The following is a 25,529-nucleotide window of genomic DNA, read 5'->3' as shown; positions in this document are numbered from 1 at the left end:
TCCGTGCCCGCTCCCGCCCGCCGGGTGCGGGCGCAGGCGCCGAGGTGCGGCCCGGGCGCGAGCCGGGGATGCCGCGCCCGCCGCGGGCGGCTAGCGTCGGAACCGACCAGCCATCGGCGGGAGGAGCGGGGATGCGGGACCGGGCGATCCGGATCGGCACTTTCTCCGGCTACCTCGGCGACCGCTTCACCGCGCTCGCCGAAGCCCTCGACGGCGACCCCGTCGACGTCCTCGCCGGGGACTACCTCGCCGAGATCACCCTGGCCATGCTCGCCGCGCGGCACCGGCGCGATCCCGCGCGCGGCTACGTCGAATACTTCCTCGGCCAGCTGTGGCCCCACCTCGCGACCATCGCCGAGCGAGGTGTCAAGGTCGTCACCAACGCCGGCGGTTTCCACCCCGCCGGGCTCGCCGACGCCGTCCGCGCGGCCGCCGCCGAGGCCGGGGTCACGCTGTCGGTCGCGCACGTCGAAGGCGACAACCTCCTGGCCGACCTCGACGAGCTGGCCGCCACGCACCCGCTGACCCACCTCGACACCGGACGTCCGCTGTCGAGCTGGGGCACGACGCCGATCGCCGCCAACGCCTACCTCGGCGGCCACGGCATCGCCGCCGCGCTCGCCGGGGGTGCCGACGTCGTCGTGTGCGGGCGGGTCACCGACGCGTCGCTGGCCGCCGGGCCGGCCGCGTGGTGGCACGGCTGGGCCGCCGGCGACTGGGACCGGCTCGCCGGCGCCGTCGTCGCCGGGCACGTCATCGAATGCGGCCCGCAGGCCGTCGGCGGCAACTTCTCCGGCTTCACCGGCGTCCCGGGCATGGCGAAGCCCGGCTTCCCGATCGCCGAGATCGCCGCGGACGGCGGCTGCGTGATCACCAAGCACACCCGCGACGGCGGCATGGTCACCGCCGACACCGTCACCGCCCAGCTCGTCTACGAGATCCAGGGCCCGCGCTACCTCAACCCCGACGTCACCGTCCACCTCGACGACGTCCGCCTCACCCCGGCCGGCCCCGACCGGGTGGCGATCACCGGCGCCACCGGCTCGCCGCCGCCCCCGACGACCAAGGTCGCGCTGTTCGGGCAGATCGGGTACAGCGTCGTCAACACCGTCTACGTCACCGGCCTCGACGTCGACGCGAAGATCGCCCTGCTGCGCGAGCAGCTCGGCCGCGCGGACGGCGTCGACCTCGACGTCACGCGGATCGGCGTCCCGGCCGCGGACCCCGGCAGCCAGTGGGACGCCACCGCGGCCGTCCGGATCATGGCGACGTCCCGCGAGAAAGAACCCCTCGAACGCTTCGGGCTCGCGAAGCGGATCGGCAGCCTCTACCTCCAGAGCATCCCCGGCTTCTTCCACGACGGCGGTGCCGAGCTGGCCGTCCGGCCGCGGCCGCGGATCGACTACTGGCCCGCCGTGCTCGACGCCGACGTCGTCCCGCACCGCGTGGTTTTCGCCGACGGGCAAGCACAAGACGTCCCACCGCCGCCGGAAACGTCCATTGTGGACCAACCGGTGCACCCGGAACCCACCGAAGAGCCGGAGGGGACCCGGTTCGTGCCGCTGGGCACGGTCGCGCACGCCCGCAGCGGCGACAAGGGCGGCAACTGCAACCTCGGCGTCTGGACCGCCGACCCGGACGCCTGGCCGTGGCTGCGGCGGACGCTGAGCACGGCCAGGCTCCGCACGCTGCTGCCGGAGACCGCCGGACTCGAGATCGTCCGGCACGAGTTCCCGCACCTGCGGGCCGTGCACTTCGTCCTGCGCGGGCTGCTCGGCACCGGCGGCTCGGCGAACCTGCGCGTCGACCAGGTCGGCAAGGCCGTCGGCGAGTACCTGCGCGCCCGGCTGGTGCCCGTCCCCGAAGAACTCCTGCAGCGGAAGGACTCCCGATGACGCTCACCGACCGGGTCGCGCACGCGATCGCCCACCCGGCGACCGGCGACGCCTTCGACCCGCACGCCGAGCTCGCCGACCTGCTGTCCGGCATCGGGATGAGCCCCGCCGACACCGGCGGCACGATCACCTTCGACGGCGCCGACCCGGTCGTCCCGAGCACCCTGCGCCTCGGCGGCGCGTCGGCCATCGCGCTGGCCGCGAAGTCGGCGGCGATCGCGAAACTCTGGCGGCTGCGCGGCGGTGACGGCCAGGACATCGGCGTCGACCTGCGCGTCGCGCCGCACCGGCTGTGCCCGTTCTACGACCGGAAGTGGGAGCTGGTCAACGGCTTCCCGCAGAACGCCGCGGCCAACCCGAGCCAGGCGCTGGGGTTCCGGTTCTACCGCACCGCCGACGACCGCTGGGTGATGCCGCTCAACCCGTACCCGAAGATCAAGATCGCCGCGCAACGGCTGCTCGACGTCCCGGAGGACCCGGACCGGGTCGCCGCCGCCGTCGCCGGCTGGAAGGGCATCGAGCTGGAAGAGGCCGCGGTGGCGGCCGGGACCGTGCTGCCGATGCTGCGCACCACCACCGAGCTGCTCGCCGAGCCGCACTACCGGGAGACCCTGGCCGGGCTGCCGCTGATCGAGATCACCAAGATCGCCGACAGCGACCCGGTGCCGTTGCCGGCCGGCGCCGCCGATCCGCTGTCCGGCGTTCGCGCGCTGGGCATGGGCCACGTGATCGCGGGCGCGGGCGTCGGCCGCGCGCTCGCCCTGCACGGCGCCGACGTCCTGAACCTGTGGCGCCCGGGCGAACTCGAGCACGACGTCACCTACGTGACGGCGAACGTCGGCACCCGGTCGGCCATCGTGAACCCGTACAGCGACGAGGGCGCGCGGAAGATCCGGGAGCTGCTCGGCACCGCGGACGTCTTCTACGCCAACCGAAGGCCCGGCTACCTCGCGCGCATCGGGCTGAGCGCGGAGCAGGCGGCGGAAACCCGGCCGGGGATCGTGTACGCGACCGCGTCGCTCAACGGCGAGCACGGGCCGTGGGCCGGCCGGATCGGGTTCGACCAGACCGCCGGCAGCCTCACCGGCATGATGCACCTGGAAGGCGACGGCGAAACCCCGGCGCTGCCGCCGATCCTCGTCGTCAACGACTACATCGTCTCGTGGCTGATGGCCGCGGGGATCGTCGAGGCATTGGCGCGGCGGGCGACCGACGGCGGCAGCTACCGCGTGCACGTCTCGCTCACCCGCGCCGCGCTGTGGATCCTGAGCATGGGTGTGTTCGACAAGGCCTACGCGCTCGACACCGCCGGCCGCGGCGAGGCGCACGCCTACCTCGACCCGGAGACCTTCACCGCGGACACCCCGCTCGGGCGCTACCAGGGCGTCACCGACCAGGTCCGGATGTCCGCGACGCCGGGCCACTACCGCACGGTCCTGGTGCCGCGCGGCTCGTCCCGTCCCGAGTGGTCGTGAGTGGTAATGCGGGTTCTAACCCTCATTACCACTCACGACCGGCGGGCTACTTCACCAGTTTCGCGTAGACGATCACGTTGTCGAGGTAGTTGCGGCTCGCCGCGTCGTACTTGCCACCACAGGTGATCAGCCGCAGTTCCGGCTCGTTCGTGTTCCCGTACACGGCTTCGGTCGGGAACTCCTTTTTCGCGATCTGGTCGACCTTCGCCACGGTGAACGTGAGCTTGCCGCCGTCGGCGCGGTCGACGTGCACCTGGTCGCCGACCTTCATCTCGTGCAGCCGCCAGAAGATGCCCTTCTGGTGGTCGCCGTCGATGTGGCCCAGGATGACCGCCGGGCCGACCTCGCCGGGCGTCGGCCCGTACTCGTACCAGCCGGCCTGCAGCGGCTGGTCGACCGGCGGGACCTCGACGGTCTTGTCGGCGTTGAGCCCGAGTGACACCAGCGAAGACTGCGCGTCGATGGCGGGGACGTCGATCGCGGTGGGCAGGGACCGCGACAGCCCGGCGGGGGCGGCCGCGGCGGGCGCGGGCGCCGGGTTCCCGGCCGCGGTCGGCGTCGCGGCACCGCACCCGGCGAGCAGCAACGCGGTGAGGACGAAGAGAAGTGCGCGGCGCATCGGCTCAGCCCTCGGTCGCGAGGCTGCCGTCGCCGGTCTGCGGGGCACCGGCGGGCACGACGGTGACCTGGCCCGGGTTCTGCGGACGCGGCGGGGCCTGCGGCGCGAGTTCCTTCGCCGGGCCGCAGGAAACGGACGCGAGCTTGACGTCACCACTGCCGATGGCGCCGGTGACGTCGCCGCCCAGGAGCTTGACGTGCAGCGCGGTCACGTCGAGGCCGCCGTCGTAGCGCTGGTCCTGCTCGTTGACGATCACCTCGACCACACCGGGGATGCCGAGACGCATGTTGGGCGCGGCCTCCGCCGGGATTGTGCCGAGCCGGCCGAGGTTGACCCCGGCCAGGTCGCTGCTGCCGACGACCTTGCCGTCGGCCGACGCGCAGCGGGCGCTGATCACCCGCGCCGACGGCACCCGGCCGGCGACCGCGGCCAGCACGGGCAGCGTCGCCTCGACGATGCTCGCCTTGCTCGCGACCGAAGCCGTGTCGGAGACGACGGAGCTGGAGATGGCCTTCGCCGTGACGAGCCCCTTCAGCGGGGCGTCGGCCACGTTCGCCGAGGTCGGGCCGGTGCTGCTCGACGGGGCCAGCTTGCCGGTCTCGACGGTGATCCCCTTGCCGCCGGCCAGATCCTTCAGCACGCCGGGCAGCAGGGAAACCCCGGCGGACGCACCGAAAGCGGAGCCGGTCACCCCGGCGTCCCCGGCCGGCGCACCGGTGGCGCCGGTGGCTCCGGTGGCCAGGACGACGGCGGTCAGGCCGGCCAGGCTCCCGGCTCGGAGCATGGTTGTGCGCATGAACGAGGTCCTTTCAAAGAAATGGGCCGCGAAAACGTGCGGCGACGGCGGGCCGAGCGTGACTCGGTCCGCGGAGGAAAGCTCGGCCACGCTATCAAAATCGCGCTTGCTGCCAAGCAAGCCGAGATCCCCGGTGGTTACCCGAGTTCGCGAAACGTGATCTTCCGGAAAACAAACAACTCGAAGTGGCCACTTCGGCTCGACGCATTTCCCCGATGATCGACGGCGAGTAGTGCCCGTTGCGGCATTCGAGGGGGTTCACCCCCCGTTATGACACGTCCGAGTGATTACTCGGCTGGGGCGCGGCGAACACGGGGAGTGATGTGACCGCCACGGGATTCGACGGATTCGATTTCCTCGTCCAGCGGGACGGCGGAAGCTGTGCGTGGCCGGTCAGAAGGTGCCGCGGTCGTCGCTTCGCGGGTCGCCGCGGACGACGTGGTCGTCGTAGAGCCCGGCCCGCGCGGTGCGGCGCCAGGGCCGCGCCAGCTGGACCGCCGTGGCGACGTCCGGGGCCGACAGCTCGAGGTCCGCGACGGCCAGACCGGGCTCCGGACGCGAGGACGCCCGCGCGATCCACCGGCCCCCGGGCGCGACGACACCGGCGGGCACGGTGGCCGCGAACTGGGCGGGCACCGAGTAGCCGAGCCAGTAGCTGTACAGCGTCCCGTACGCCTGGGCGACCGTGGCCCGGGCCGCGTCGTCCACCATCACCGACACCAGGACGCAGTCGACGTCGAGGCGCTCGTACTCGGCGAACAGCTCGGGGAAGTTGACCTCGATGCACAGGGCGCAGCCGAACCGGACGCCGTCGACCTCGAAGACCAGCGGCTCGGTGCCGGGCGAGTAGAGGTACCGCAGCTCGGTGTTCGACAGGAACCGCTTGTCGTAGCGGCCGACGAGCTTTCCGGTGTCCGACACGACGTAGAGGCTGTTGTGCGGGCGGTTCCCGCCGCTCAGCGGGTGGATCGAGCCGAACGCGACCCAGATCCCGAGCCGGCCGGCCAGCTCGGCGATCGCCTCGGCCTCTGCGCGCAGCACCGGCCACGCCGCGCGCGTCCAGTCGGCCGGGCCGACCCGCTCCGGGCCGTGCACCGACATCACCCGCTTGTGCGGGTAGGTGATCGCCCCTTCCGGGAACTGCACCAGCCGGGCGCCCGCGTCCCGCGCTTCGGCCATCAGGTCGCGCAGCCGGGCCGCCGACGCGCGCAGCGCCGTCACGTCGGCCGGATCTTCGACCACTTCGCTCTGGGCCACCGCCAGGCGGAACGTCCGCGCCACGACCCGAGCTTAGGCGGTGTCCTGCAAGTCAAGCTCGCGGTCTTCGCGCCCAGGCGGCCCCTGACGGCACGGGCGGGATCACCCGAGTACGGCCCAGTACGAGGGTGACCCGCCCGCGCCGTCAGGAACCACCTGGATCACGAAGCCCATCGAGCAGACTTGCAGGACACCGCCTGGCCCGGCGGCGGCGCACGGTAGGTTGCCCGTATGCGTCCCGTCCGCCCGAGCCGCCGGTGAACGTGCCCGAAGAGGTGCTGCGCACCTCGATCGTCGAGCGCCTCTTCGCGCGTGCGGCCGACGAGCGCCCGCTGTTCACCCACCAGGACCACAGCGCCGGCGCCGAGCACACGCTGACGTGGGCCGAGTTCACCGCGCGGGTGCGTGTGGTGGCCGGCGCGCTGGGCCGCGTCGCCGAGCCGGGGGAGCGCGTCGCGATCCTCGCGGGCCAGGACCTGAACTACCCGCTCGCGTTCTTCGGCGCGCTCGCCGCCGGCCTGGTCGCGGTGCCGCTGATGGCGCCGGCGAGCCGCGGCCAGCGCGACCGGCTCACCGGCGTGCTGGCCGACTGCGGCGCCCGCGTCTGGCTGACGTCGTCGGCCGCGGCGGCCCGGGTGCGCGAAGCCGGCGATTTCGACCACCTCGTCGTGGCCGACGAAGTGTCCGGCCCGGGCGTCGATCCGGTCCCGGTGACGGCGGAAACCCCGGCGTACCTGCAATACACGTCGGGCTCGACGCGGGAGCCGGCCGGCGCGGTGATCCCGCACCGGGCGATCGTCGCCGCCTGCTGGCAGGGCAGCCGCGCCTACGCCGTCGACGAGGGCACGACCTGCGCCGGCTGGATCCCGTTCTTCCACGACATGGGCCTGATCCAGCTGCTGTGCCTGCCCGTCTTCGCCGGCGGCCGCTCGGTGTTCATGGCCCCGGCCGAGTTCGTGCACCGGCCGCAGCGGTGGCTGCGGCAGCTGCACGACTACCCGGCGGTGTTCACCGCCGCCCCGAACTTCGCCTTCGACCTCGCGGCCGACGCGGCGGCCGAGGCCGGCGACGACCTCGACCTGTCCGGCGTGCGGGTCGCGCTCAACGGCAGCGAACCCGTCCGGCCGCGCACGGTCCGGCGGTTCCAAGAGGTGTTCGGCCCGCGCGGGTTCCGCCCCGGGGCGCACTGCCCGTCCTACGGCCTGGCCGAAGCCACCGTCTACGTCACGAGCGCGGGCCCCGAAGGACCGCGCGGCGCGGTGTTCGACCGGGACGCCCTCGCGCAGGGCACCGCCGTCGAAATGGTCGACGGCCAGGAACTCGTGTCGGTCGGGCGTCCGGTCGGGCAGCGCGTGCGGATCGTCCGGGATGGACGGACGGCGCCCGACGGCGAGGTCGGCGAGATCTGGATCCACGGCTCGAACGTGGCCACCGGCTACTGGGGCCGCGGTGACGCCGCCGCGTTCGGCGCCACGCTCGACGGCCTGCGCGGCTGGCTGCGCACCGGCGACCTCGGCGTCGTGCACCGCGGCGACCTCTACGTCACCGGCCGGATCAAGGACCTCATCGTCGTCGACGGCCGCAACTTCCACCCGCAGGACATCGAAGCGGCGGCGGGGGAAGCGCACCCGGCCGTCCGCCGCGACCGCGTCGCCGCGTTCGGCGTGGCCGACGACGCCGGCGAGGGCGCGGTGGTGGTGGCCGAGTGGGCGCGTGACACCGACGGCGTGAACGTCCAAGAAGTGACCAGGGCGGTGCTGCGCGCGGTGTCGCGCGAACACGATCTCACGCTGCGTTCGGTACGTCTGGTCCCTTCCGGCGGACTTCCGCGCACTTCCAGTGGCAAGGTCGCCCGGTCGGCCGCCAAGGCGCGTTATGGTGACTTCCGTGGGTGATCACCGCGCCGAGGTCACGAAGGTCGTCAGCGAGACCTTCATGCTGGACCCCGCAGGCGTCGAACCCGACGCTCCCCTCGAGGAGCTGGGCATCGACTCCAAGGGCCGGATCAAGCTGCTGGCGGCGCTGGAGGTCTACTTCCGGGTGACGATCGACCTGGACCAGCTCGACCGGTTCACCGACGTGGGTTCGGTGGCCGAAGTGCTCACGGAAGCGCTCGCGGGCGCGACCGGCGGATCTGACGAGAGGCTCTGAAATGAGCGGGGGGTACACCGCGACGACCGACGCGTTGTCGTCGGCGTCGAAGAACATCGGCCGGCTGTCGGAACAGCTGCTGGACGACAACCCGGACCTGTCGAGCACGCCGGTCGACGCGGCCGGCTTCGGCCAGGCCCACGGCGCGCACGCGGCGAAGTACACCGCCGGGGTGACGGCGCTGTGGGCCGCGGTCAGCGGGTACAGCAGCACGCTGGGCTCGTTCGGCACGAACCTCGGCACCGCCGGCAGCAGCTACGGCGCGAACGAGGAAAACCAGTCGGGCGCGATCACCACCGCGGGGGCTGACCTGTAATGGCCAAGACCTGGACCGAGGTCAAGGCGGTGCTCGACGACCCGAGCGTGCCCGCCCAGACCAAGAGCGTGCTGATCAGCAGCTGGATGCGGGAGAACCCGCCGCCCCCGCCGTTCCTGGCCGACCAGGAACCGGACGACATCAAGGCCAAGCGGCAGGAAGCCGAGAAGCTCGCCACCGCCTACAACGCGAACCCGCTCTTCTCCGGCGTCCCGCTCGACGAGGCCTACGACACCGCCAAGAAGGCGGGCGACCAGGCCAGCTACAACGAAGACCAGGAGAAGAAGGCCGTCGACGACGGCAAGAAGAAGCTCGACGACACCAAGCCGCCCGCCTCGGACGAGTCCGGCGGTGGCGCCAGCACCGGCACGAAGACGTCCGACGAGATCTTCGACGCCGCCGCGCCCGCGCTCAAGCTGTTCGAGACGTTCGGCTCGCTGCTGGCGAAGCTCCCGGACGACTGCCGCGGCAACACCCGCGCGCTCGACCTGGACAAGGACATCCGGAAGCCGTTCGACGAGCAGCGCGGCATCAGCTTCCAGAACTTCGTCGAGGACGCCGACCACTTCAAGACCGGCTCGACCACGGTGGACAAGACCGTGGAGAACACCGGCACCGAGCTGTCCAGCCTGTACCAGAGCTGGACCGGCGCCGGTGCCGACGCCGCGTCGGACACCTACAACGACAAGATCCTGCCCAAGGCGAACAAGCTGTCCCAGACCCTCGGCAACGCGGGCGAGGCGACGCTCAGCACCGCCACCACGGTCTTCCAGCTGTGCAAGGGCAAGGCCGACGCGGTCATCGGGATGTACACCGACCTGGTCGGCAAGGCCGACTACACGATGGCGCAGAAAGTCGTCGCGGTCGCCAGCGGCGAGCACGGCAACGAGCAGGACCTGGCCCAGATCGCCGGCTGGATGGACGCCAACTTCGGCACCAACCTGGTCAAGACGCTCAACGACCAGGGCTGCTGCGACGGCGACGAGATCAAGAAGCACGGCCAGGACCTGGCCAAGCAGTGGATCCAGAACCAGTTCAACCCCGACATGTGGGACCGGCTCTACCAGGGCTTCGCCAAGACCTGCAAGGACACCAAGGACCTCGTCGACCAGGCCTACGACGCGCTCGACAAGGTCATGGGCAAGGTCAAGAACGAGTTCGAGGGCGTCACGATGCCCGGCGGTTCGGGTTCGGGTTCCGGCACCGGTGGGTCCGGTGGCGGCTCGGGTTCCGGCTCGGGTTCGGGCAACGGTGGTTACGGCGGTGGTTCCGGCTCAGGCAGCGGCTCGGGTTCGGGCGGTGGCGGGTACGGCGGTGGCTCGGGTGGCGGCGACGGCTCGGGATCTGGTGGTTCCGGTTCCGGCGGCTCCGGCTCGGGTTCCGGCGGGTCCGGCTCCGGCTCCGGCAGCGGTTCGGGCAGTGGCTCGGGTTCCGGCGGCTCGGGTTCGGGTGGCGGCGGCAACGTGCCGCCGATCCCGGACTTCGACACGCCGTCCGGTGCTTCCGGCGGCGGCTCCGGGTCCGGTTCGGGCTCGGGTTCCGGCTCCGGTGGTGGCGGTTCGGTGCCGCCGATCCCGGACATCTCCGGTGGTTCCGGTTCGGGCTCGGGCGGTGGTTCCGGTTCGGGTTCGGGTTCCGGTGGTGGCGGGCCGATGCCGTCCATCCCGGACATGTCCGGTGGCGGGGGCTCGGGCGGTGGCGACGACACGACGCCGTCTTCGACGCCGCCACCGTCGTCTTCGGACGGTCAGGAGGCTGCGGCCGCGGCGGCGGAGGCCGCCAAGAAGAAGGCCGCCGACGCGCTGAGCCAGTTCTCCGGCGAGGGCATCAAGACCGACGACGGCTCCGGTGCGGGCGGCCTCGGCGGCGGCGGTGGCAGCGACTCCGGTGGTGGTGCCGGCGGCGGCAGCGACACGTCGCCGTCCGGGGCCGGTTCGGGTTCGGGAGCCGGCGGTGGTCAGGACGCGGCCGCCGCGGCGGCGGAAGCGGCGAAGAAGAAGGCCGCCGACGCGTTGAGCGAGTTCTCCGGTGAGGGCATCAAGACCGACGCCGGTGGCGGTTCGGGGCTCGGCGGCAGCGGCGGTGGCGACGACGCGGGCTCCGGCTCGGGGTCGGGCTCGGATTCCGGGTCGGACCCGGCCGCGGACGGCAAGGAAGCGGCCGAAAAGGCCGCGGAGGACGCGAAGAAGCAGGCGTCCGACGCCCTGGACAAGCTCGGCGGCGACGGCATCAAGACCGACCAGGACGGCGACGGCCTGCTCGACGACGGCAAGTCCGACACCGACGGCGACGGCAAGCCCGACACCGACAAGGACGGCGACGGCAAGCCCGACGGCGACGAAAAGCTCGACCACCTGAAGGTCAAGCAGGGCGACAAGACCTTCGAGATGACCGAGCCGGACTCCGACGGCAAGATGGACATCAAGGTCGGCGAAGGCGACGGCCCGGCGAAGGACTTCAAGCTCGACTGGCCCGACGACGACGCCGCCAAGACCGACCTCGGCGTCGGCTCGGACGATCCGGGGAAGCCGGACGCCGACGGCGTCTACCACCCCGGCGCGGACGGCAAGATCCACATCCAGGACGGCGACGTCAAGATCACCGCCGAGCGGCCCGACGGCGCGGACGGCCCGACGGTCGTCACCGTCGACGACGGCACCGGCAAGCCGACGACCTACACCCTCGGCGAGGACGACACGTCGCCCGGCGGCCTGGACGACGCCGCCAAGAAGCACCTCGACGACGCGCTCAGCGGCGAGACCAGGGGCGACACGGCGTCGCACGCGCTCGGCGACACCCCCGACGCGAAGCCCGACGACCTGCCGAAGCACAGCGGCACCCTCGACGGGGCCGGCGCGTCGGGTGGCGGCGGGGGTGGCGCGCACGCGCTGTCCACGGCCGGTCTCGACACGGGTGGCGGCGCGGTGACGGGCTCGCTCGGCGAGTCGCCGTCGCTGTCCGAGGGCGTCCACAGCGGGGTGGGTGCGAGCCAGCAGCAGACGGCGGCGCCCGCGTTCGCCTCGGCGGCCATGTCCGGTGCGAACGGCCAGGCCGGTCAGTCGATGGGCGGCGGCATGCCGATGGGCGGCATGGGCGGCGGCGGCCAGGGCAGCGGTGACCAGGAGCGCTCGAACCGCGCGTACCGGATCGAGGGCGCGGTCTTCGAGCCGATGGCCGAACCCACCGGCCGCATCGTCGGGTCGCTGGACGACGAGGAGCCACCGGCCCCCCGCCGGTGGTGAGCGCGGGCTGAGGAGGACGCATGAGCGACGAGATGGCGGGCATGAAGGCCGGCTTGGACGGCCTCGTCCGAGAACAGGCCGAGCGCCGCTCCCTGCGCGAGCAGCAGGGCGAGGAGATCAAGGCCAAGTCCCAGGAGTACATGACCAAGCAGGTGCAGGCGGCCGAGCGGTACGTCCAGCACGTGCGGGAGATGGCCAACCGCAAGACCAAGTCCGGCTGGGGCGTCCGCGACGACAGCGGCGGCCCGCAGAGCTTCGAGCCGGAGGGCTTCGCGGGGGAGCAGGGCGCGGGTGCGGCAGCGCCGTTCGCCCCCACTCCGGCCCCGCCATCGGCCCCGGCGGAACCCCGCCGAGGCCGCCGCCACCGAGCAGCGGACACGGACGACGACGACGGCTTCGGCAACAACCCCTGGTAACCCGCCGGCGCCGCGATTCCTCGCCGATCAAGTTCGCCTGCTGATCACGCGAGTTCCGGCCCGGATCACGCGAGTCCCGGGCCTGGTCACGTGAGTTCCGGCCCGGATCACGCGGATCCGGGCCGGATCGCGCAGGATCGCGTCGGACACGTGCCCGCCGCCGCAACCGGGCTAGGTGTCCAGGGCTCGGTCCAGGTTGAGGGCCGCGCTGATCAGTGCCAGGTGGGTGAACGCCTGCGGGAAGTTGCCCAGCTGTTCCCCGGTCAGCCCGATCTGCTCGGCGTAGAGCCCGACGTGGTTGGCGTAGGTGAACATCTTCTCCAGCGCCAGCCGCGCGTCGTCGGTGCGGCCGGCTCGGGTCAGGGCCTCCACCCACCAGAACGAGCACAGCGAGAACGTGCCCTCCGAGCCGTCCAGGCCGTCGGGGGCTTCCTCCGGGTTGTAGCGGAACACCAGGCTGTCCAGCACCAGTTCCTCGCCGATGCGTTCCACAGTGGACAGGAACCGGGGGTCGGTGGGGGAGCAGAACTTCACCATCGGCATCAGCAGCAGTGACGCGTCGAGCGCGGTGCCGGGTTCGGGCTCGCAGTGCTGGACGAACGCGCCGATCTCCTCGTTCCAGCCCTGCTCCTGGATCCGGCCGTAGATCTCGTCGCGGACCGACGTCCAGCGCGTGAGGTCGGCGGGCAGGCCGCGGCGGCGCGCCACCCGGACCATCCGCTCCACCGCGACCCAGCTCATCAGCCGGGAGAACGTGTGGTTCCGTTGTCCCGAGCGGGTTTCCCAGATGCCGTGGTCGGGCCGGTCCCAGTTTTCCAGCAGCCAGTCCAGCATCGTGCACAGGCTCGCCCAGCTGGCGTGCGAGATGCCCTTGCCGTACTTGTCGAACAGGTAGATCGAGTCGATGACCTCGCCGTAGACGTCCAGTTGCAGCTGCTCGGCCGCGCCGTTGCCGACGCGCACCGGACGTGAGCCGCGGTAACCCTCGAGGTGCTCCAGTTCGTGCTCGGTGAGGTCGGCGTCGCCGTCGATGGAGTACATCACGCGCAGCGGGCCGAGGTCGCCGTCGCGGTCGTCGGAGACGCGGTCGGTCAGCCAGCCGACGAACGCCTCGGCCTCGTCGGTGAAACCCAGGCGCAGCAACGCGTACAGCGAGAACCCGGCGTCACGCAGCCAGACGTGGCGGTAGTCCCAGTTGCGTTCGCCGCCGATCCGCTCCGGCAGGCCGAGGGTCGGCGCGGCGACGATCGCGCCGCTCGGCTCGTGCGTGAGCAGCTTCAACGTCAACGCCGAGCGGTGCACCATCTCCCGCCACCGGCCGGTGTAGGACGAGCGGGACAGCCAGTCGCGCCAGAACCCGACGGTCGCGTCGAACAGGTCCTGGGCCTCGGCCGCGTCGGCCGCCGGGTGGTCGGCCGTGTCGTCGGCGACCTCCAGCACGAACAGCTCCGTGTCGCCGGCGGGGACGTCGAACTCGGCCGTGGCCGCGCCGTCGCCGGTGTCCAGGGTGACCGACGAGTCGAGGCAGACGCGCACCTCCTTGCCCTGGAAGGAGATGCGACAGTCCTTCTCGGACACTTCCGGGACGTCGCGGCCGTAGTCGAAGCACGGCCGGACCCGGGTGCGCATCCGGACGTGCCCGCGGATGTTGACCACCCGCCGCACCAGCCGTTGCCGGTGCTCGTCGTCGTGCGGGCGCAGGATCGGCATGAAGTCCTGCAGCTCGACGATGCCGTCCTCGGTGAGGAACCGGGTGATGAGGATGTTCGTGTCCGGGAAGTAGAACTGGTGGCGCGCGGTGACCTCGCACACCGGTGCCAGCTCCCAGTCGCCGCCGCGCTCGGCGTCGACGAGCGCCCCGAAGACGCTCGGCGAGTCGAACCGCGGCGCGCAGAACCAGCTCACCCGGCCGTCGGTGCCGACGAGCGCCGCGGTGCGCAGGTCGCCGACCAGGCCGTGCTCGGCGATCGGCAGGTAGGTCACTCGGGCACCCGCCAGCCGCGTTCGCCGGGCAGGCGCAACGCCGCTTCGGGGCCCCACGACCCCTGCGCGTACGGCTGGGTCTTCGGCGGGTTCCGCAGGACGGGCTCGCAGACCTGCCAGAGCCGTTCGATCTCCTCGGCGCTGCTGAACAGCGTGTGGTCGCCGCGCATGACGTCGAGCAGCAGCTTCTGGTAGGCCTCCAGCGGCTCGACGCCGTCGAAGGTGCCGGCGACGTCGAGGGTCAGCGCGGCCTTGCCGACGGACAGGTCCGCGCCGGGCCGCTTCGCCCGCAGCTCCAGGGTCAGCTGCGGCTGCTCGGTGAGCTCGAAGACGAGCTCGTTGCCGCCGCCGAGGTCGTCGGCCCCGGTGAACATCGCCAGCGGCGGCTCCCGCAGCCCGATGGTCACGGTGCGGCGGGTCTGGGCCAGGGCCTTGCCGGTGCGCAGGTAGAACGGCACGCCCTGCCAGCGCCAGTTGTCGATCCGGGCCTCCAGCGCGACGAACGTCTCGACGTCCGAGGCGTCGTCGACGCCCTCTTCGTCGCGGTAGCCCTCGTACTGGCCGAACACGACGTCGCCGGGGTCGAGCGGCCGGAGGCTGTGGTAGAGCTTGTGCTTCTCGGCGCGCAGCCACTCGGCGCTGATCTCCGGCGGCGGTTCCATCGCGAGGAAGCCGAGCACCTGCAGCAGGTGCGTCGAGACCATGTCGCGGAAGGTGCCGGTCGACTCCATGAAGGCCGCGCGGCCCTCGATGCCGATCGACTCGGGGATGTCGATCTGGACGTAGGCGATGTGGTCGTGGTTCCAGAGCGACTCGACCAGGCCGTTGGCGAAGCGGAACACGAGGATGTTCTGCACCGCCTCCTTGCCGAGGAAGTGGTCGATCCGGAAGATCTGCTCCTCGGTGAACACCTCGTGCAGCGCGGCGGTGAGCTCACGCGACGACTCGAGGTCGCTGCCGAACGGCTTCTCGAGCACCAGCCGGGCGCCCTCGGCCAGACCGGTCTCGCCGAGCATGCCGACCATCCCGGTCATCGCGCCGGGCGGCACCGAGAGGTAGAGCAGGGTCCGGGCGTCGTCGCCGAGGCTTTCGCGCTGCTCGCGGACGTGTCCGGCCAGGTCGGCGCCGTCGTCGGCGGAGGAGACGCGGAAGGAGAGCCGCTGGGCGAACTCACGCCAGGCGCTGTCGTCGAAGTCGTCCCCGAGGTGCTCACGCAGGGCGTCGCCGATGCGGTCGCGGAACTCGTCGTCGGTGCCCGGCGAGTGCCGCCCGGACCCGACGATCGCGAACCCGCCGGGCAGCATCTTCGCGGTGTAGAGGCGGAAGAGCCCGGGGAAGAGCTTCCGGCGCGCGAGGTCACCGGTGGCTCCGAACAGGACGAGCACGTGGGGCTGCGGTGTCTGCACGTCCCGATCGTCGATCACGCGCGCCGGTCCCGCACGTCGAGCGCGGGCGCGGGGGGATGCCGAGCGGCCCCCGGGGAGCGGATCCCCGGGGGCCGTCGGTGGTGCCGGGGCCGGTCAGAAGGTCAGGACCGTGCCGTCCTCGTAGATGCGCTGCTCCGGCGCGTTGTTCGCGGCGAAGCCGTTGGCCCACAGGGAGTTCACCCGGCTGCGCTCGGCCGAGTTCGGGACCGCGGTGCGGCAGGACGTGCCGGGGCCGCCACCGGACATCAGCTCGGAGCACGGTCCCGAGTAGTGGTCCGGCAGGCCGAGGGCGTGGCCGGTCTCGTGCGCGGTGATCCGGACCGGGTAGTACTGCTGGGCCTGGGTGTAGTCGATGAAGATGGTGCCGCTGCCGTGGCCGTTGGTCTGCGCGTACGAGCCGCGGGCGTCGTTGCCCTCGACGTAGCGCAGGCTGGCGCCGGAGGCCCGCTCGACCAGCTTGACGTTGGTCACGCTGCTGTTCCAGTTCGCGGCGCCCTGGTTGATCTGCGAGCGGAACGACGGGGCGCCCGACGTGCTGTAGTACACCGTGGTGACGGCGGCTTCCTGCTGGGTGGAGGCCGGTGCGGCGGTCGCGGTGCCCGCGGCGAGCGGGGTGAGGGCGATCGCGAGCGCGACAGCGCCGGTCAGAGCGAACTTCCTGGACATCGGAAGACTCCTCGTTGGGGGGACGGGGATTTGCCGGATTTGCGCGCGCTTGGGGAATTTACCCCGTGGACACACACCGCCGGAGCCGACTTCCGTAGGGCCTCGCGATTGGTGATTTCCCAACACTATCTGCGGGTTGACAAGCCGAAGGTGGGCGACACCTTCAGGTGAACGGCCCGTGGACCACCCCGCCGGCCCGGTAGTGATCTAGGGGCCGGGTGCGACCGCGCCGGCGCCGAGAGGGGTGGGGATGGACGGCCCGGTCGACCTGATCGTCGTGGGCGGGGGAGCCGTCGGGCTCGCCACGGCCCACGCGGCGGCCAAGCGCGGCAGCACCGCGCTGGTGCTGGAGAAACGCGAGTTCTTCCACGACGAGACGGCGTCCGGGGGCACGTCCCGGCAGTTCCGGCTGCAGTACGACGACCCCGCCGTCTCGCGGCTGGTGCTGGCGTCGCGGCCGCTGTGGGCGGAGCTGCAGGAGCGCACCACCGAGGACCTGGCCACGCGCACCGGCTGCCTCTGGTTCGGCGACCCGCACGCGCCCGGCGCGGAAGGGCAGATCGACGCCGTTCTCGCCGTGATGACCGAGCTGGACCTGCCGTTCGACCGGCTCACCGCGGCCGACGTCACCCGGCGGTTCGGCTTCGCCGGCATCCCGGACTGGTGGACCGGGTTCTTCCAGCCCGACGGCGCCGCGACCAACGTCAAGGCGACGCTGCGGGCGTTCCACCGCGCGGCCGCGGCGTCCGGGCGGGTGGCGCTGCGGCGCGGCCAGGAGGTCGTCGCGATCCACACCGGCGACGGCGGCGTGCGCGTCGAGACCGCGGCCGGGGACTCCTTCCACGGCGCCAAGCTGGTGATCGCCGCCGGTCCGGAGACGAACGCGGTCCTGCGGCTGCTCGGGTTCGAGCTGGCCACCACGACCTGGACCATGGTCTCGGCCTGGTTCCGCACCCGCGAACCCGCCGGCGAGCTGCCCACCTGGATCACGTTCCAGGCGCCGCGGACCGGCGATCCCGGGCTGTACTACGGGTTTCCGGAGCTGGCCTGGGACCGCCCGGGCTTCGTGCGCGTCGGCGTCAACCACCCGGCCGCGGTCTCGGCCGAGCCGCCGTCGCGGCGCGAGGTGGATCCGCGGGTCGTGGCGCAGATGGGGCGGTGGGTGGGCGAGCACCTGCCGTGGCTGGACCCGGCGCCGGTCGACGCGTCGGCGTGCCTGTGCGGCCTGCTGACCCGGCCCGAGCAGCCCGGCGCGCTGGCCCGGGAGCTCGTCGTCGACTTCGCGCCCGGCCTCCGGGACGTCGTCGTCTGCGCCACCGGCTGGGTGTTCAAGATCGCTCCGCTGCTGGGCGAGGTCTGCGCCGACCTCGCGCTCGACGGCCGGACCGCGCACGACATCACCCCGGGCGCGCTGCACCCGGACCTGTGGCGCGCGGGGGCGTTGCGATGAGACCGGTGGTCGAGCGCGTCCGCACGGCCGAGGGCGTGCCGGTGTTCGTGGTGCGCGACGGCGATCCGGGCGCCGGGCCGGCCAACGGCGGCCTGCGGCTGCTGCCCTACGACAGCGAACGCCGGGCGCTGGCGGACGGCCTGCGGCTCGCCCGCCGCATGACGCTCAAGCACGCCCTGTACCGCACGGGGTTCTCCGGGGCGAAGCTCACCGCCGTCGCCGATCCGTCCACAGTGGACCGGTTCGCGCTGCTGCGGGCGGTCGGCGACGTGCTCGACCGGCACGCCGGGCGGCTCTACACCGGCTGCGACATGAACACCACGGCCGCGGACATGCGGGTCCTCAGCGGCCTGTCGCCGTACGTGCTCGCGGCCGTGGACAGTGCGGTCGACGCGAGCCTCGCCACCGCGCACGGCATCGTCGCGGCCGTGCGCCAGGCCGCGGGCGGGGCCGTCGCGGACCGGGGCGTGCTGGTGCACGGCGTCGGGAAGACCGGGGCCGCGGTGGCCGCGCTGCTGGCGGCCGGCGGCGCCCGCGTCACCACCTACGACCACGACCCGGCCGCGCCGCTGCTGCCCGGCTGCACCGCGCTGCACCCGCTGTCGGCGTAGTGGGCCCGGCCCGAAGAGCTGCTGGTGCTGTGCTCGGCGTCGGGCGTGGTGGACGAGCGGATCGCGCAGCGGCTGCGGTGCCGGGTGATCGTCAGCGGCGCGAACTGCCCGTACACGAGCCGCGAGGTCGCGCGGATCCTCGCGCGGCGCGGCATCCTGGGCGTCCCGGACGTCGTCGCCAACGCGGGCGCGGTCATCGGCGACTCGATCGAGCACCACCAGCCCGAGCGGTTCCGGACCGGCCCGGCCGACGAGGTGTACCGGTTCGTGGCGGAGACGGTCGCCGACCGGACGGCGGACCTGCTCCGACGCAGCTCGGGCGCCCCCGATCGGGTGGGATCGGCGCTGGCCGAGCTGCTCGACGACGTCCCGGAAACGGTCTGCGGCCTGCGGTTCGCCCCGGCGCGCGTCTAGTACTTTCCGCTTATCGCGGCAGAGCCGAATCTCCGATGTGCGAGGGCGCCCGGACGGCGATCGTGGAGTCATCAGCCACGATCCCGTGAGGAGAACCCGATGAGCCCGCTAGCCGCCGCTGGTGAGCCGGTGCGGCGATGATCGTCGCGGAGGGCCTGACACGGCGCTACCGCGGCGGCGCCGGCGTCGAAGACCTGTCGTTCACCGTGCGCCCGGGCGTCGTCACCGGCTTCCTGGGCCCGAACGGCGCCGGGAAGTCGACGACCATCCGGCTCATGCTCGGCCTGGAGCGCGGCGCGGGCCGCACGACGTTCGGTGGCCGCACGTACGCGCAGGTCGCGGACCCGCTGCGCGCGGTGGGCGTGCTCACCGACGCGGGCGCGGTCCACCCGGCCCGGACTGCTTCGGCGCACCTGCGGATGGTCGCCGCGGGCGGCGGTCTCCCGGCCCGGCGCGTCCGCGAGGTGCTGGCCGCGGTCGGACTGGAGTCTGTCGCGAGCCAGCCCGCCGGGCGCTTCAGCCTCGGCATGAAGCAGCGGCTGGGCCTGGCGACGGCGTTGCTCGGCGACCCCGAATATCTGATCCTCGACGAGCCGGCCAACGGCCTCGACCCCGAGGGTGTGCGCTGGATCCGCGACCTGCTGCGCCGCTTGGCCGGGGAGGGCCGGACGGTCTTCGCGTCGTCGCACCTGCTGGCCGAGATGTCCTTGCTGGCCGAGGACCTGATCGTGATCGGCGACGGCCGGCTGGTCTCGGCCGGGCCGCTGCCGGAGTTCGTCGCGCGGCACGCCCGTGCGGACGTCGTGGTGCGCACGGGCGGCGCGACGGCGTTGATGGTCGCCCTGACCCGCGACGGCCTGCGGGTGCGGCAGGAGGCCGCGGGGGAGCTGGCCGTCGACACGGCCGACACCGAGCGGGTGGCCGCGGTGGCCGCGCGGGCAGGCATCGGGGTGCGGGAGCTGTTCGTGCGCCGCAGCGGCCTGGAGGACGCCTTCCTCGCCGCGACGGCCGCCGCGGTCCGGCACCGAGGGGAGTCGACGTGAGACGCGGCGAAGCGGCACTTTCACGTGAAAGTGCCGCCAAGCCACAGCGGAGGGAGCTGTCGTGAAGAACGCCGTGGCCTACGAATGGATCCGCGCCCGCTCGCTGCGCTCGACCTGGCTGCTCCTGCTCGCCGCCGGGGTCCTGCAGTTCGCGTCCGGCCTCTACTGGGGCCTCAAGCGCGACCTCGGCGACCTCGACGCCTTCACCTCGTCGTTCGGCCTGGTCGCGCGGCTCGGGGCGCTGCTCGTCGCGGCCGTCGGCGTCGCCGCGTTCGGGCTCGACTTCCAGCACGGGACGCTCGCCACCACCCGGCTCGTGCTGCGCTCGCCCGCGCGGATCGTGGCCGCCAGGGCGCTGGTCACCGGCGGGCTCGGGCTGCTCGGCGGGGTGCTCATGGTGGTGCTCGCCGCGGCCGGGGTGCTGGCCGGCGGCGGGGCCCGGCCCGCCGACGCGGGGGCGGCGGGCCGGGCCATCGCGGCGGTGCTGCTGCTGACCGTCCTTTCCGGACTCGCCGGCGTCGCGCTCGGCGGGCTGCTGCGGCACACCGCGGCCGCCATCGGCGTGTTCGCCGTCTGGACGCTCGTCGCGGAGACCGCGCTGGCCGCGCTCGTCAAGGTGCCGGTGACGGCGCTGCCGTTCAGCGGCACCGCCCTGCTGCGCATGCCGGGGCCGGCCGTGTTCGCCGCGCTGACCGCCGTCGCCCTGGTCGCGACGGGTTTCACCCTGGCACGTCGTGCCGGGTGAGCGGGCGCGCCCTAACCTGGTCCCGATGCGATGGCTCAAGTGGTGGGACGGCCGGGTCGCGCTGCTCGCCCTCGACGTCGCGGTGGCGGCGGCCGTGATCGTCGTCACCCTGGCCGGCGGCGACCCGCGGGACCCGCACCCGGCGCTCTACGTGCCGGCCGTGATCGTCTCCGCGCTGGCGCTGCTCGCCCGCCGCCGGTGGCCGTTCCTGGTGCTGCTCGTTGCGGTGGGCTGCCTCTTCGCCGGTGTGACGCTGCTGCCGATGACCATCGCCCTCTACTCCGTCGCGGCCCGGCACGGCGTCAGCGTCCTGACCGGGGTCGCGATGGTCGTCACCGTGCTCGGCGGGCGCGTCCTGCGGGTGGTGGCGGAGCCGGCCGACCTGCTGACCCTCGTGGTCGTGCTGGGCATGTTCTCCGTCGGCCCGGTGCTCGCCGGGCTCTGGATGCACCAGCGCGCCAGGCTGCTGGCCGTGCTGCGGGAGCGGGCCGACGAGGCCGAGCGCACCCGGACCCTGCGCGCCGACCAGGCCGTCTTCGCCGAACGACGGCGGATCGCGCGTGAGATGCACGACGTCGTCGCCCACCGCGTGACGGCCGTCGCGCTGCAGGCGGGCGCGCTTTCCCTGCGCGCCCCGGACGAAGCCACCGAGCGGACCGCCGAGACGATCCGCGCCGTCAGCGCCACCGCGCTCGAGGAGCTGCGGGGCATCCTGCAGGTGCTGCGCGACGACGTCCCGGAGGCCGCGAGCCCGGGAGCCGGCCTGCTCGCGTCACTGGAGGACCTGGTCGAGGAGGTCGCCGCGACCGGTGCCCGGGTGGAGCTGAAGCTGCCGGACCCGCTGCCCGCGGTGCCGGACCAGGTCGGCCGCGCCGTCTACCGCGTCGTGCAGGAATCCCTGACCAACGCGGGGAAACACGCCCCGCACGCCGCCGTCGACGTCCGGCTCGCCACCGAGGGCGACCGGCTCGCGGTCGAGGTGACCAACCGGCTCACCCCGCACCACACGGGCGTCCCGGGATCGGGTTACGGCCTGGTGGGCATGCGCGAACGCGTCGAACTGGCCGGTGGCGAGCTGAAGACCGGGAAGACCGGTGACGGCCGCTTCCGCGTGCTGGCCGGATTCCCCGTGCAGGAGGCGGAGTGACGATCAAGGTCGTGCTGCTGGAGGACGAGGAGCTGGTCCGCAGCGGCATCCGGATGATCCTGGAGTCGGCGGGGGACGTCGAGGTCGTCGCGGAGGACACCAACGGCGCGCGGGCGGTCGAGCTGACCGACCGGTACCGCCCCGACGTCGTGCTCACCGACGTCCAGATGCCGAAGGTCGACGGCATCGAGGTGGTCCGCCGGCTGGCCGGGCACCCGGCGGAGCCTGCGGTGGTCGTGCTGACGACGTTCGACGTCGACGAGTACGTCTACGCCGCGTTGCGCCACGGCGCGGCCGGGTTCCTGCTCAAGGACACCCCGCCCCGCGAGCTGGTCACGGCGGTGCGGGTGGTGGCCCGCGGCGAGGCGATGCTGTCGCCGAAGATCACCAAGCGGCTGCTGATGGACTTCGCGACGGGCGGCGCGGGTGAGCAGGCCCGTGACCGGCTGGCCGCGCTGACCCCGCGCGAGCACGACGTCGCCGTGCAGATCGGCCGCGGCCTGAGCAACGGCGACATCGCCAAGGCCCTGGTGGTCAGCGAGTCCACCGTGAAGGTCCACATCGGACACATCATGGCGAAGCTCGAGGCGGCCAACCGGACCCAGGTGGCGATCCTCGTCCACGACGCCGGGCTGGGCTGAGCCACCCATCGCCGGTCGGGCCGGCTCCGAACCCCCGGGTATGAGGCTCCGGGACCGGCTCGCGGCGATGGTCATGCACGGCACCGCGCGGTGGACCGTGCGTTACGGCGACAACCTGCGCTTCGCCGGGACCGACCTCCCGGCGCCCTCGGTGGTCCGGGCCCCGACCCGGCACGGACCGGTCCGCGTGCACGTCTACCGTCCCGCCGGCGATTCCGGCGGCGCGTACGTGCACTTCCACGGCGGGGCCTGGCTGATGCGCTACCCGGCGATGGACGACTGGTGGTGCCGGTACGTCGCGGCCACGGCCGGAGTCACGGTGTATAACGTCGATTACCGCTGCGGTCCCTACGTCGCGTTCCCGGTGGCGCAGCACCAGTGCTTCGACGTCGCTTCGTGGGCCGCGGCGGACCGGGTCGCCGTCGGCGGGTTCTCCTCCGGCGGCGGTCTCGCGGCGGCGGTCTGCCTGCAGGCGCGTGACGCCGGCGGGTGGCGGCCGCGCCTGCAGGTGCTGGGCGTGCCCGCGCTGGACCTCGCCACCGACCCGGACCCGGCCGCCGGCGGGATGATCTCGCCGGGCCTGCGCGACCTCGTCCGCCGGGTGTACTTCCCGGACCCGGCGACGCGGCGGCACCCGTACGCGTCCCCGCTGCTGGCCGACGACCTCGCCGGGCTGCCGCGGGCGGTGGTGCTGACCGCCGAGCGCGACGCCCTGCGCGCCGACGGCGAGAACTACGTCTCCCGGCTGCGCGCGGCGGGCGTCGAGGTGCTGCACGACCGGACGCCGGGGGTGGACCACTACTTCCTGACCGAGGACCCGGACCGCGCCCGCACCACGATGGCCCTGGTGGCCGCGGAAATCGCCCGCGCGGTCGCATAACGCGCGCCGACCGCGGGCTGGGGCTTCCGGGTCTGCCGCGGCTTGTCGTGAGTGGTTAGGGCGGTTAGAACCGCCCTAACCACTCACGACCGGGAGCCGGGGTAGCGGGCCAGGCAGGCGCGGACCGGGCCTTCGAAGAGCCCCGCCATCCGCTCGTAGCCGACGTCGTTCGGGTGGAACCAGTCGTCGGCCAGGCTGCCGCGCAGCGGGCCCAGCGCCGGGCCGCGCAGGTCGGCGACGTCGATGCGGCCGGCCGCACCCGCTCGGTCCAGCAAGGCGTTGACCGCCAAGGCCTGCGTATTGCCCTGCGGCAGCGTGGCGACGACCGAGCGCCCCGGCGGGAGCCGGTCCAGCAACGCCTCGAACCGGGCCGGGACGTCGCGGCGGCGGCCCCGGGTGAGCATGTCGTTCGCGCCCACCAGCACGGTGACCAGCGCCGGGGTGGCCGGGAGGCGCGGGAGCTGGTCGTCGAGCACGTCCTGGACCCGCGCGCCGGACGCCGACAGATTGACCACGGCGAACGGCTCGCCGAGGCGGGCGTTGAGGCGCGGGACCCAGCCGCCGTCGACGTCGTGGGCGCCGATGCCCTGGGTCATCGAGTCGCCCAGCGCCACCCACAGCGGCCGGCCGGACTCGAGCGCGACGCGGTTGGCCGCCGCCCAGGCGAGAGCGAACGGTTCCTTCTGCGCGCGGACCCGGCCGATGCCGGGCACCACCTTGGCCGAGACGTCGAGCAAGCGGCTCGACCACGTCCGACGCGGCACGGGCACGTCCCTTCGGAGAGCGGTTTCCCGGGATTCGGTGCCGGTCCCGCCCCGGATGGGGGTGGTTTCGGCCACCCCCATCCGGGTTCGGCGGGATTCAGCAGAGTTCCAGGACCACCGCGGTCCACGTCATGCCCACGCCGATGCCCAGCAGCAGCACCGTGTCACCCGGACCCGCGTCACCGCCGGCCAGCAGGTGCTCGAGCGCCACGACCTGATCGCTCGCGCCCAGGTGGCCCACCCGCAGCCCGAACTCCGTCATCGTGCGGTCCTCGGTGATCCCGAGTGGACGGAGAATCTGCGTCTCCACCAGCCGCCTGCCGTAGTGCGGCGCGCAGATCTTCGCGATGTCCGGCAGGTCGACCCCGGCGTCGGAAAGCGCTGTCTTCACGACCGTCGTGACGGCGTCGCCGTTGCGGGTCGCGACGTGCGCCGGCCCGCCCTGGCGGCTGAGCCACTGGCGCTTGCGGCGGCGGATGTCGATGCCCCGGTGGGCGGCGACGCTCGCCGCGCGGAACGGCTCGTCCCCGCGCTGCAGGCCTTCCAGCGACGGGTCGGTGTACGACGCGATCGCCCGGATCCGGGCCAGGCCCGGCCGCCGGGTCAGCACCACGGCGCTGCCCGCGTCGCCGTAGACGATGCCGATGTCCGTGCTCCAGTGCGGGAACCCGGGCGCGCCGAACCGGTCGCCGGCCGTGATGAGGGCGGCTTCGTGGTCCGGGCGGCCGCGCAGCACGCTGGCCGCGACGTCGATCCCGGCGACGAGGCTGTTGCTCATCGCGCCGAGCTCCAGCGTCAGCCCCGGCCCGGCGCCGACCCCCAGCTGGTCGCGCACGTACGACGCGGCGTGCCAGAAGTCGATGCCGGAGTGGTAGATCCCGGCGTGCAGGCACAGGCTCGGCCAGACCGGCTCGCCGGTCGTGGCGCGGGCCTGCGCCAGCGCCTGCCGCCCGGCCCGGACGGCCAGTTCCGGGCCGGGGCGTTCGGCGACGGCGGTGGACAGCTGCCCGGTGCGGGCGGCGTCGTCGTGGGTGAACTCCCCGGCCGCGATCGGCGCCGAGACCGGGATCAGCGCACCGACGTCGCAGCCGATCCCGTTGAGGTACAGGTCATCGAGCCGCATCGGTGCTCACCTCCCGGTGGGCGAGCACGGCTTCGATCTCGGACAGCGTGTCGTCGATGTGCAGTGGGGGAGCGGAAACGCACCCGGCGGCCGCCAGCTCGGCGGCGACGGCGTCGGTGGTACCGCCGGTGAACCGGTGGAACCCGGCGAAGCGGGCCTGCTCGGTGCCCGGAACGGCGATGGCCAGGTGCGCCCAGCCCGTTTCGCGGTCCCAGCGCACGATCAGCCGGGTGGTCCCGGTGGTCGGGCGGGTGTCACGAAGCACCTGCGTCAACGTCGTGGCGGTCAAGGAACTTCCTTTCGGCACGGCGAAGCGGCGCGCGCCGGAGACGCGGGCCGCTTGAGGAGTGGCGCGGGCCGCGTCGTCGGGGCTCGCGAGGAACGCCGCGAAACGTACCGCGATGATCACGGCCGCCGGAGCACCCCCGGATACAGACAGTGATCAGCGCGGCTGATAAGGAAGCTCAA

Annotated in this window: 24 protein-coding genes; 15 read left to right on the top strand and 9 right to left on the bottom strand. The window is 73.1% G+C overall.

Annotated elements, in window-relative coordinates:
• The first annotated feature begins 131 nt into the window (after positions 1 to 131).
• Together OG570_RS38415 and OG570_RS38410 are read left to right on the top strand one after the other, a co-directional pair.
• Positions 132 to 1,895 carry an acyclic terpene utilization AtuA family protein gene (locus tag OG570_RS38415; protein ID WP_326953735.1) on the top strand — a complete coding sequence of 588 codons (1,764 nt, stop codon included), beginning with the start codon at positions 132 to 134 and terminating at the stop codon, positions 1,893 to 1,895.
• Positions 1,892 to 3,370: a CoA transferase gene (locus OG570_RS38410; RefSeq protein WP_326953734.1), complete on the top strand. Its 1,479-nt coding sequence runs from the start codon at positions 1,892 to 1,894 to the stop codon at positions 3,368 to 3,370. The genes OG570_RS38415 and OG570_RS38410 overlap by 4 nt, the downstream gene beginning before the upstream one ends.
• A 46-nt stretch (positions 3,371 to 3,416) precedes the next feature.
• On the opposite strand, the gene OG570_RS38405 is transcribed toward OG570_RS38410, so the two are convergent.
• From OG570_RS38405 to OG570_RS38395, 3 genes are all read right to left on the bottom strand, one after another.
• Positions 3,417 to 3,989, bottom strand: a complete 573-nt coding sequence (locus OG570_RS38405; RefSeq protein WP_326953733.1) for a class F sortase — start codon at positions 3,987 to 3,989, stop codon at positions 3,417 to 3,419.
• A gap of 4 nt (positions 3,990 to 3,993) precedes the next feature.
• Complete coding sequence (locus tag OG570_RS38400) at positions 3,994 to 4,785, bottom strand: choice-of-anchor P family protein (protein WP_326953732.1); 792 nt, start codon at positions 4,783 to 4,785, stop codon at positions 3,994 to 3,996.
• A gap of 393 nt (positions 4,786 to 5,178) precedes the next feature.
• Positions 5,179 to 6,066, bottom strand: coding sequence for a carbon-nitrogen hydrolase family protein (locus OG570_RS38395; protein ID WP_326953731.1), 888 nt, complete (start codon positions 6,064 to 6,066; stop codon positions 5,179 to 5,181).
• A gap of 233 nt (positions 6,067 to 6,299) precedes the next feature.
• Here OG570_RS38395 and OG570_RS38390 point away from each other — a divergent pair, with 233 nt between their 5' ends.
• Genes OG570_RS38390 through OG570_RS38370 form a run of 5 tightly spaced genes read left to right on the top strand, consistent with a single transcriptional unit; the run spans position 6,300 to position 12,167 of the window.
• A complete protein-coding gene (locus OG570_RS38390) occupies positions 6,300 to 7,937 on the top strand; it encodes a fatty acyl-AMP ligase (RefSeq protein WP_326953730.1) in 1,638 nt (545 codons plus the stop codon).
• Positions 7,930 to 8,193, top strand: coding sequence for an acyl carrier protein (locus OG570_RS38385; RefSeq protein ID WP_247051305.1), 264 nt, complete (start codon positions 7,930 to 7,932; stop codon positions 8,191 to 8,193). Before OG570_RS38390 ends, OG570_RS38385 begins: the two co-directional genes overlap by 8 nt.
• 1 nt (position 8,194) lies before the next feature.
• Entirely contained in the window at positions 8,195 to 8,509 is a 315-nt protein-coding gene (locus OG570_RS38380; RefSeq protein ID WP_326949115.1) for a hypothetical protein, read from the top strand.
• On the top strand, positions 8,509 to 11,751 hold the full coding sequence (locus OG570_RS38375; protein WP_326953729.1) for a WXG100 family type VII secretion target: 3,243 nt from the start codon (positions 8,509 to 8,511) through the stop codon (positions 11,749 to 11,751). The genes OG570_RS38380 and OG570_RS38375 overlap by 1 nt, the downstream gene beginning before the upstream one ends.
• A gap of 20 nt (positions 11,752 to 11,771) precedes the next feature.
• Positions 11,772 to 12,167 carry a hypothetical protein gene (locus OG570_RS38370; RefSeq protein ID WP_326953728.1) on the top strand — a complete coding sequence of 132 codons (396 nt, stop codon included), beginning with the start codon at positions 11,772 to 11,774 and terminating at the stop codon, positions 12,165 to 12,167.
• A gap of 171 nt (positions 12,168 to 12,338) precedes the next feature.
• Here OG570_RS38370 and OG570_RS38365 read toward each other — a convergent pair whose 3' ends face one another.
• From OG570_RS38365 to OG570_RS38355, 3 genes are all read right to left on the bottom strand, one after another.
• Positions 12,339 to 14,150 (bottom strand): glycoside hydrolase family 15 protein, encoded by a 1,812-nt coding sequence (locus OG570_RS38365; RefSeq protein WP_326953727.1) that lies wholly within the window; start codon positions 14,148 to 14,150, stop codon positions 12,339 to 12,341.
• Positions 14,147 to 15,556, bottom strand: a complete 1,410-nt coding sequence (zwf, locus tag OG570_RS38360; RefSeq protein WP_326953726.1) for a glucose-6-phosphate dehydrogenase — start codon at positions 15,554 to 15,556, stop codon at positions 14,147 to 14,149. Before zwf ends, OG570_RS38365 begins: the two co-directional genes overlap by 4 nt.
• A gap of 114 nt (positions 15,557 to 15,670) precedes the next feature.
• On the bottom strand, positions 15,671 to 16,243 hold the full coding sequence (locus OG570_RS38355) for a snapalysin family zinc-dependent metalloprotease (protein WP_326949120.1): 573 nt from the start codon (positions 16,241 to 16,243) through the stop codon (positions 15,671 to 15,673).
• A 250-nt stretch (positions 16,244 to 16,493) separates the two neighbouring features.
• Here OG570_RS38355 and OG570_RS38350 point away from each other — a divergent pair, with 250 nt between their 5' ends.
• The 8 genes from OG570_RS38350 to OG570_RS38315 all read left to right on the top strand — a co-directional run bounded on the left by OG570_RS38350 (position 16,494) and on the right by OG570_RS38315 (position 23,174).
• A complete protein-coding gene (locus OG570_RS38350; protein ID WP_326953725.1) occupies positions 16,494 to 17,693 on the top strand; it encodes an FAD-dependent oxidoreductase in 1,200 nt (399 codons plus the stop codon).
• The gene (locus tag OG570_RS38345) at positions 17,690 to 18,304 is read left to right on the top strand and encodes a Glu/Leu/Phe/Val dehydrogenase dimerization domain-containing protein (protein ID WP_326953724.1); all 615 of its coding nucleotides are present in this window, start codon (positions 17,690 to 17,692) and stop codon (positions 18,302 to 18,304) included. Before OG570_RS38350 ends, OG570_RS38345 begins: the two co-directional genes overlap by 4 nt.
• 18 nt (positions 18,305 to 18,322) lie before the next feature.
• Positions 18,323 to 18,718, top strand: coding sequence for a hypothetical protein (locus OG570_RS38340; protein ID WP_326960282.1), 396 nt, complete (start codon positions 18,323 to 18,325; stop codon positions 18,716 to 18,718).
• A gap of 137 nt (positions 18,719 to 18,855) precedes the next feature.
• Positions 18,856 to 19,761 carry an ATP-binding cassette domain-containing protein gene (locus OG570_RS38335; RefSeq protein ID WP_326953723.1) on the top strand — a complete coding sequence of 302 codons (906 nt, stop codon included), beginning with the start codon at positions 18,856 to 18,858 and terminating at the stop codon, positions 19,759 to 19,761.
• A gap of 61 nt (positions 19,762 to 19,822) precedes the next feature.
• The gene (locus OG570_RS38330) at positions 19,823 to 20,506 is read left to right on the top strand and encodes a hypothetical protein (protein WP_326953721.1); all 684 of its coding nucleotides are present in this window, start codon (positions 19,823 to 19,825) and stop codon (positions 20,504 to 20,506) included.
• A 25-nt stretch (positions 20,507 to 20,531) separates the two neighbouring features.
• Complete coding sequence (locus tag OG570_RS38325) at positions 20,532 to 21,653, top strand: sensor histidine kinase (protein ID WP_326953720.1); 1,122 nt, start codon at positions 20,532 to 20,534, stop codon at positions 21,651 to 21,653.
• On the top strand, positions 21,650 to 22,294 hold the full coding sequence (locus OG570_RS38320) for a response regulator transcription factor (RefSeq protein ID WP_326953719.1): 645 nt from the start codon (positions 21,650 to 21,652) through the stop codon (positions 22,292 to 22,294). The genes OG570_RS38325 and OG570_RS38320 overlap by 4 nt, the downstream gene beginning before the upstream one ends.
• A gap of 40 nt (positions 22,295 to 22,334) precedes the next feature.
• Positions 22,335 to 23,174 carry an alpha/beta hydrolase gene (locus tag OG570_RS38315; protein ID WP_326953717.1) on the top strand — a complete coding sequence of 280 codons (840 nt, stop codon included), beginning with the start codon at positions 22,335 to 22,337 and terminating at the stop codon, positions 23,172 to 23,174.
• Positions 23,175 to 23,257: 83 nt separating this feature from the next.
• Here the strand turns inward: OG570_RS38315 and OG570_RS38310 are convergent, their stop codons facing one another.
• The 3 genes from OG570_RS38310 to OG570_RS38300 all read right to left on the bottom strand — a co-directional run bounded on the left by OG570_RS38310 (position 23,258) and on the right by OG570_RS38300 (position 25,470).
• Positions 23,258 to 23,938, bottom strand: a complete 681-nt coding sequence (locus OG570_RS38310; protein ID WP_326953715.1) for an SGNH/GDSL hydrolase family protein — start codon at positions 23,936 to 23,938, stop codon at positions 23,258 to 23,260.
• Between the two features lie 97 nt (positions 23,939 to 24,035).
• Positions 24,036 to 25,061 carry a 3-oxoacyl-[acyl-carrier-protein] synthase III C-terminal domain-containing protein gene (locus OG570_RS38305; protein ID WP_247051314.1) on the bottom strand — a complete coding sequence of 342 codons (1,026 nt, stop codon included), beginning with the start codon at positions 25,059 to 25,061 and terminating at the stop codon, positions 24,036 to 24,038.
• On the bottom strand, positions 25,048 to 25,470 hold the full coding sequence (locus OG570_RS38300; protein WP_326953714.1) for a hypothetical protein: 423 nt from the start codon (positions 25,468 to 25,470) through the stop codon (positions 25,048 to 25,050). Before OG570_RS38300 ends, OG570_RS38305 begins: the two co-directional genes overlap by 14 nt.
• Between the last annotated feature and the right edge of the window lie 59 nt (positions 25,471 to 25,529).

The sequence above is a fragment of the Amycolatopsis sp. NBC_01286 genome (assembly GCF_035982555.1).
GTDB lineage: Bacteria > Actinomycetota > Actinomycetes > Mycobacteriales > Pseudonocardiaceae > Amycolatopsis.
This window is presented reverse-complemented; position numbering and strand designations above follow the sequence as displayed.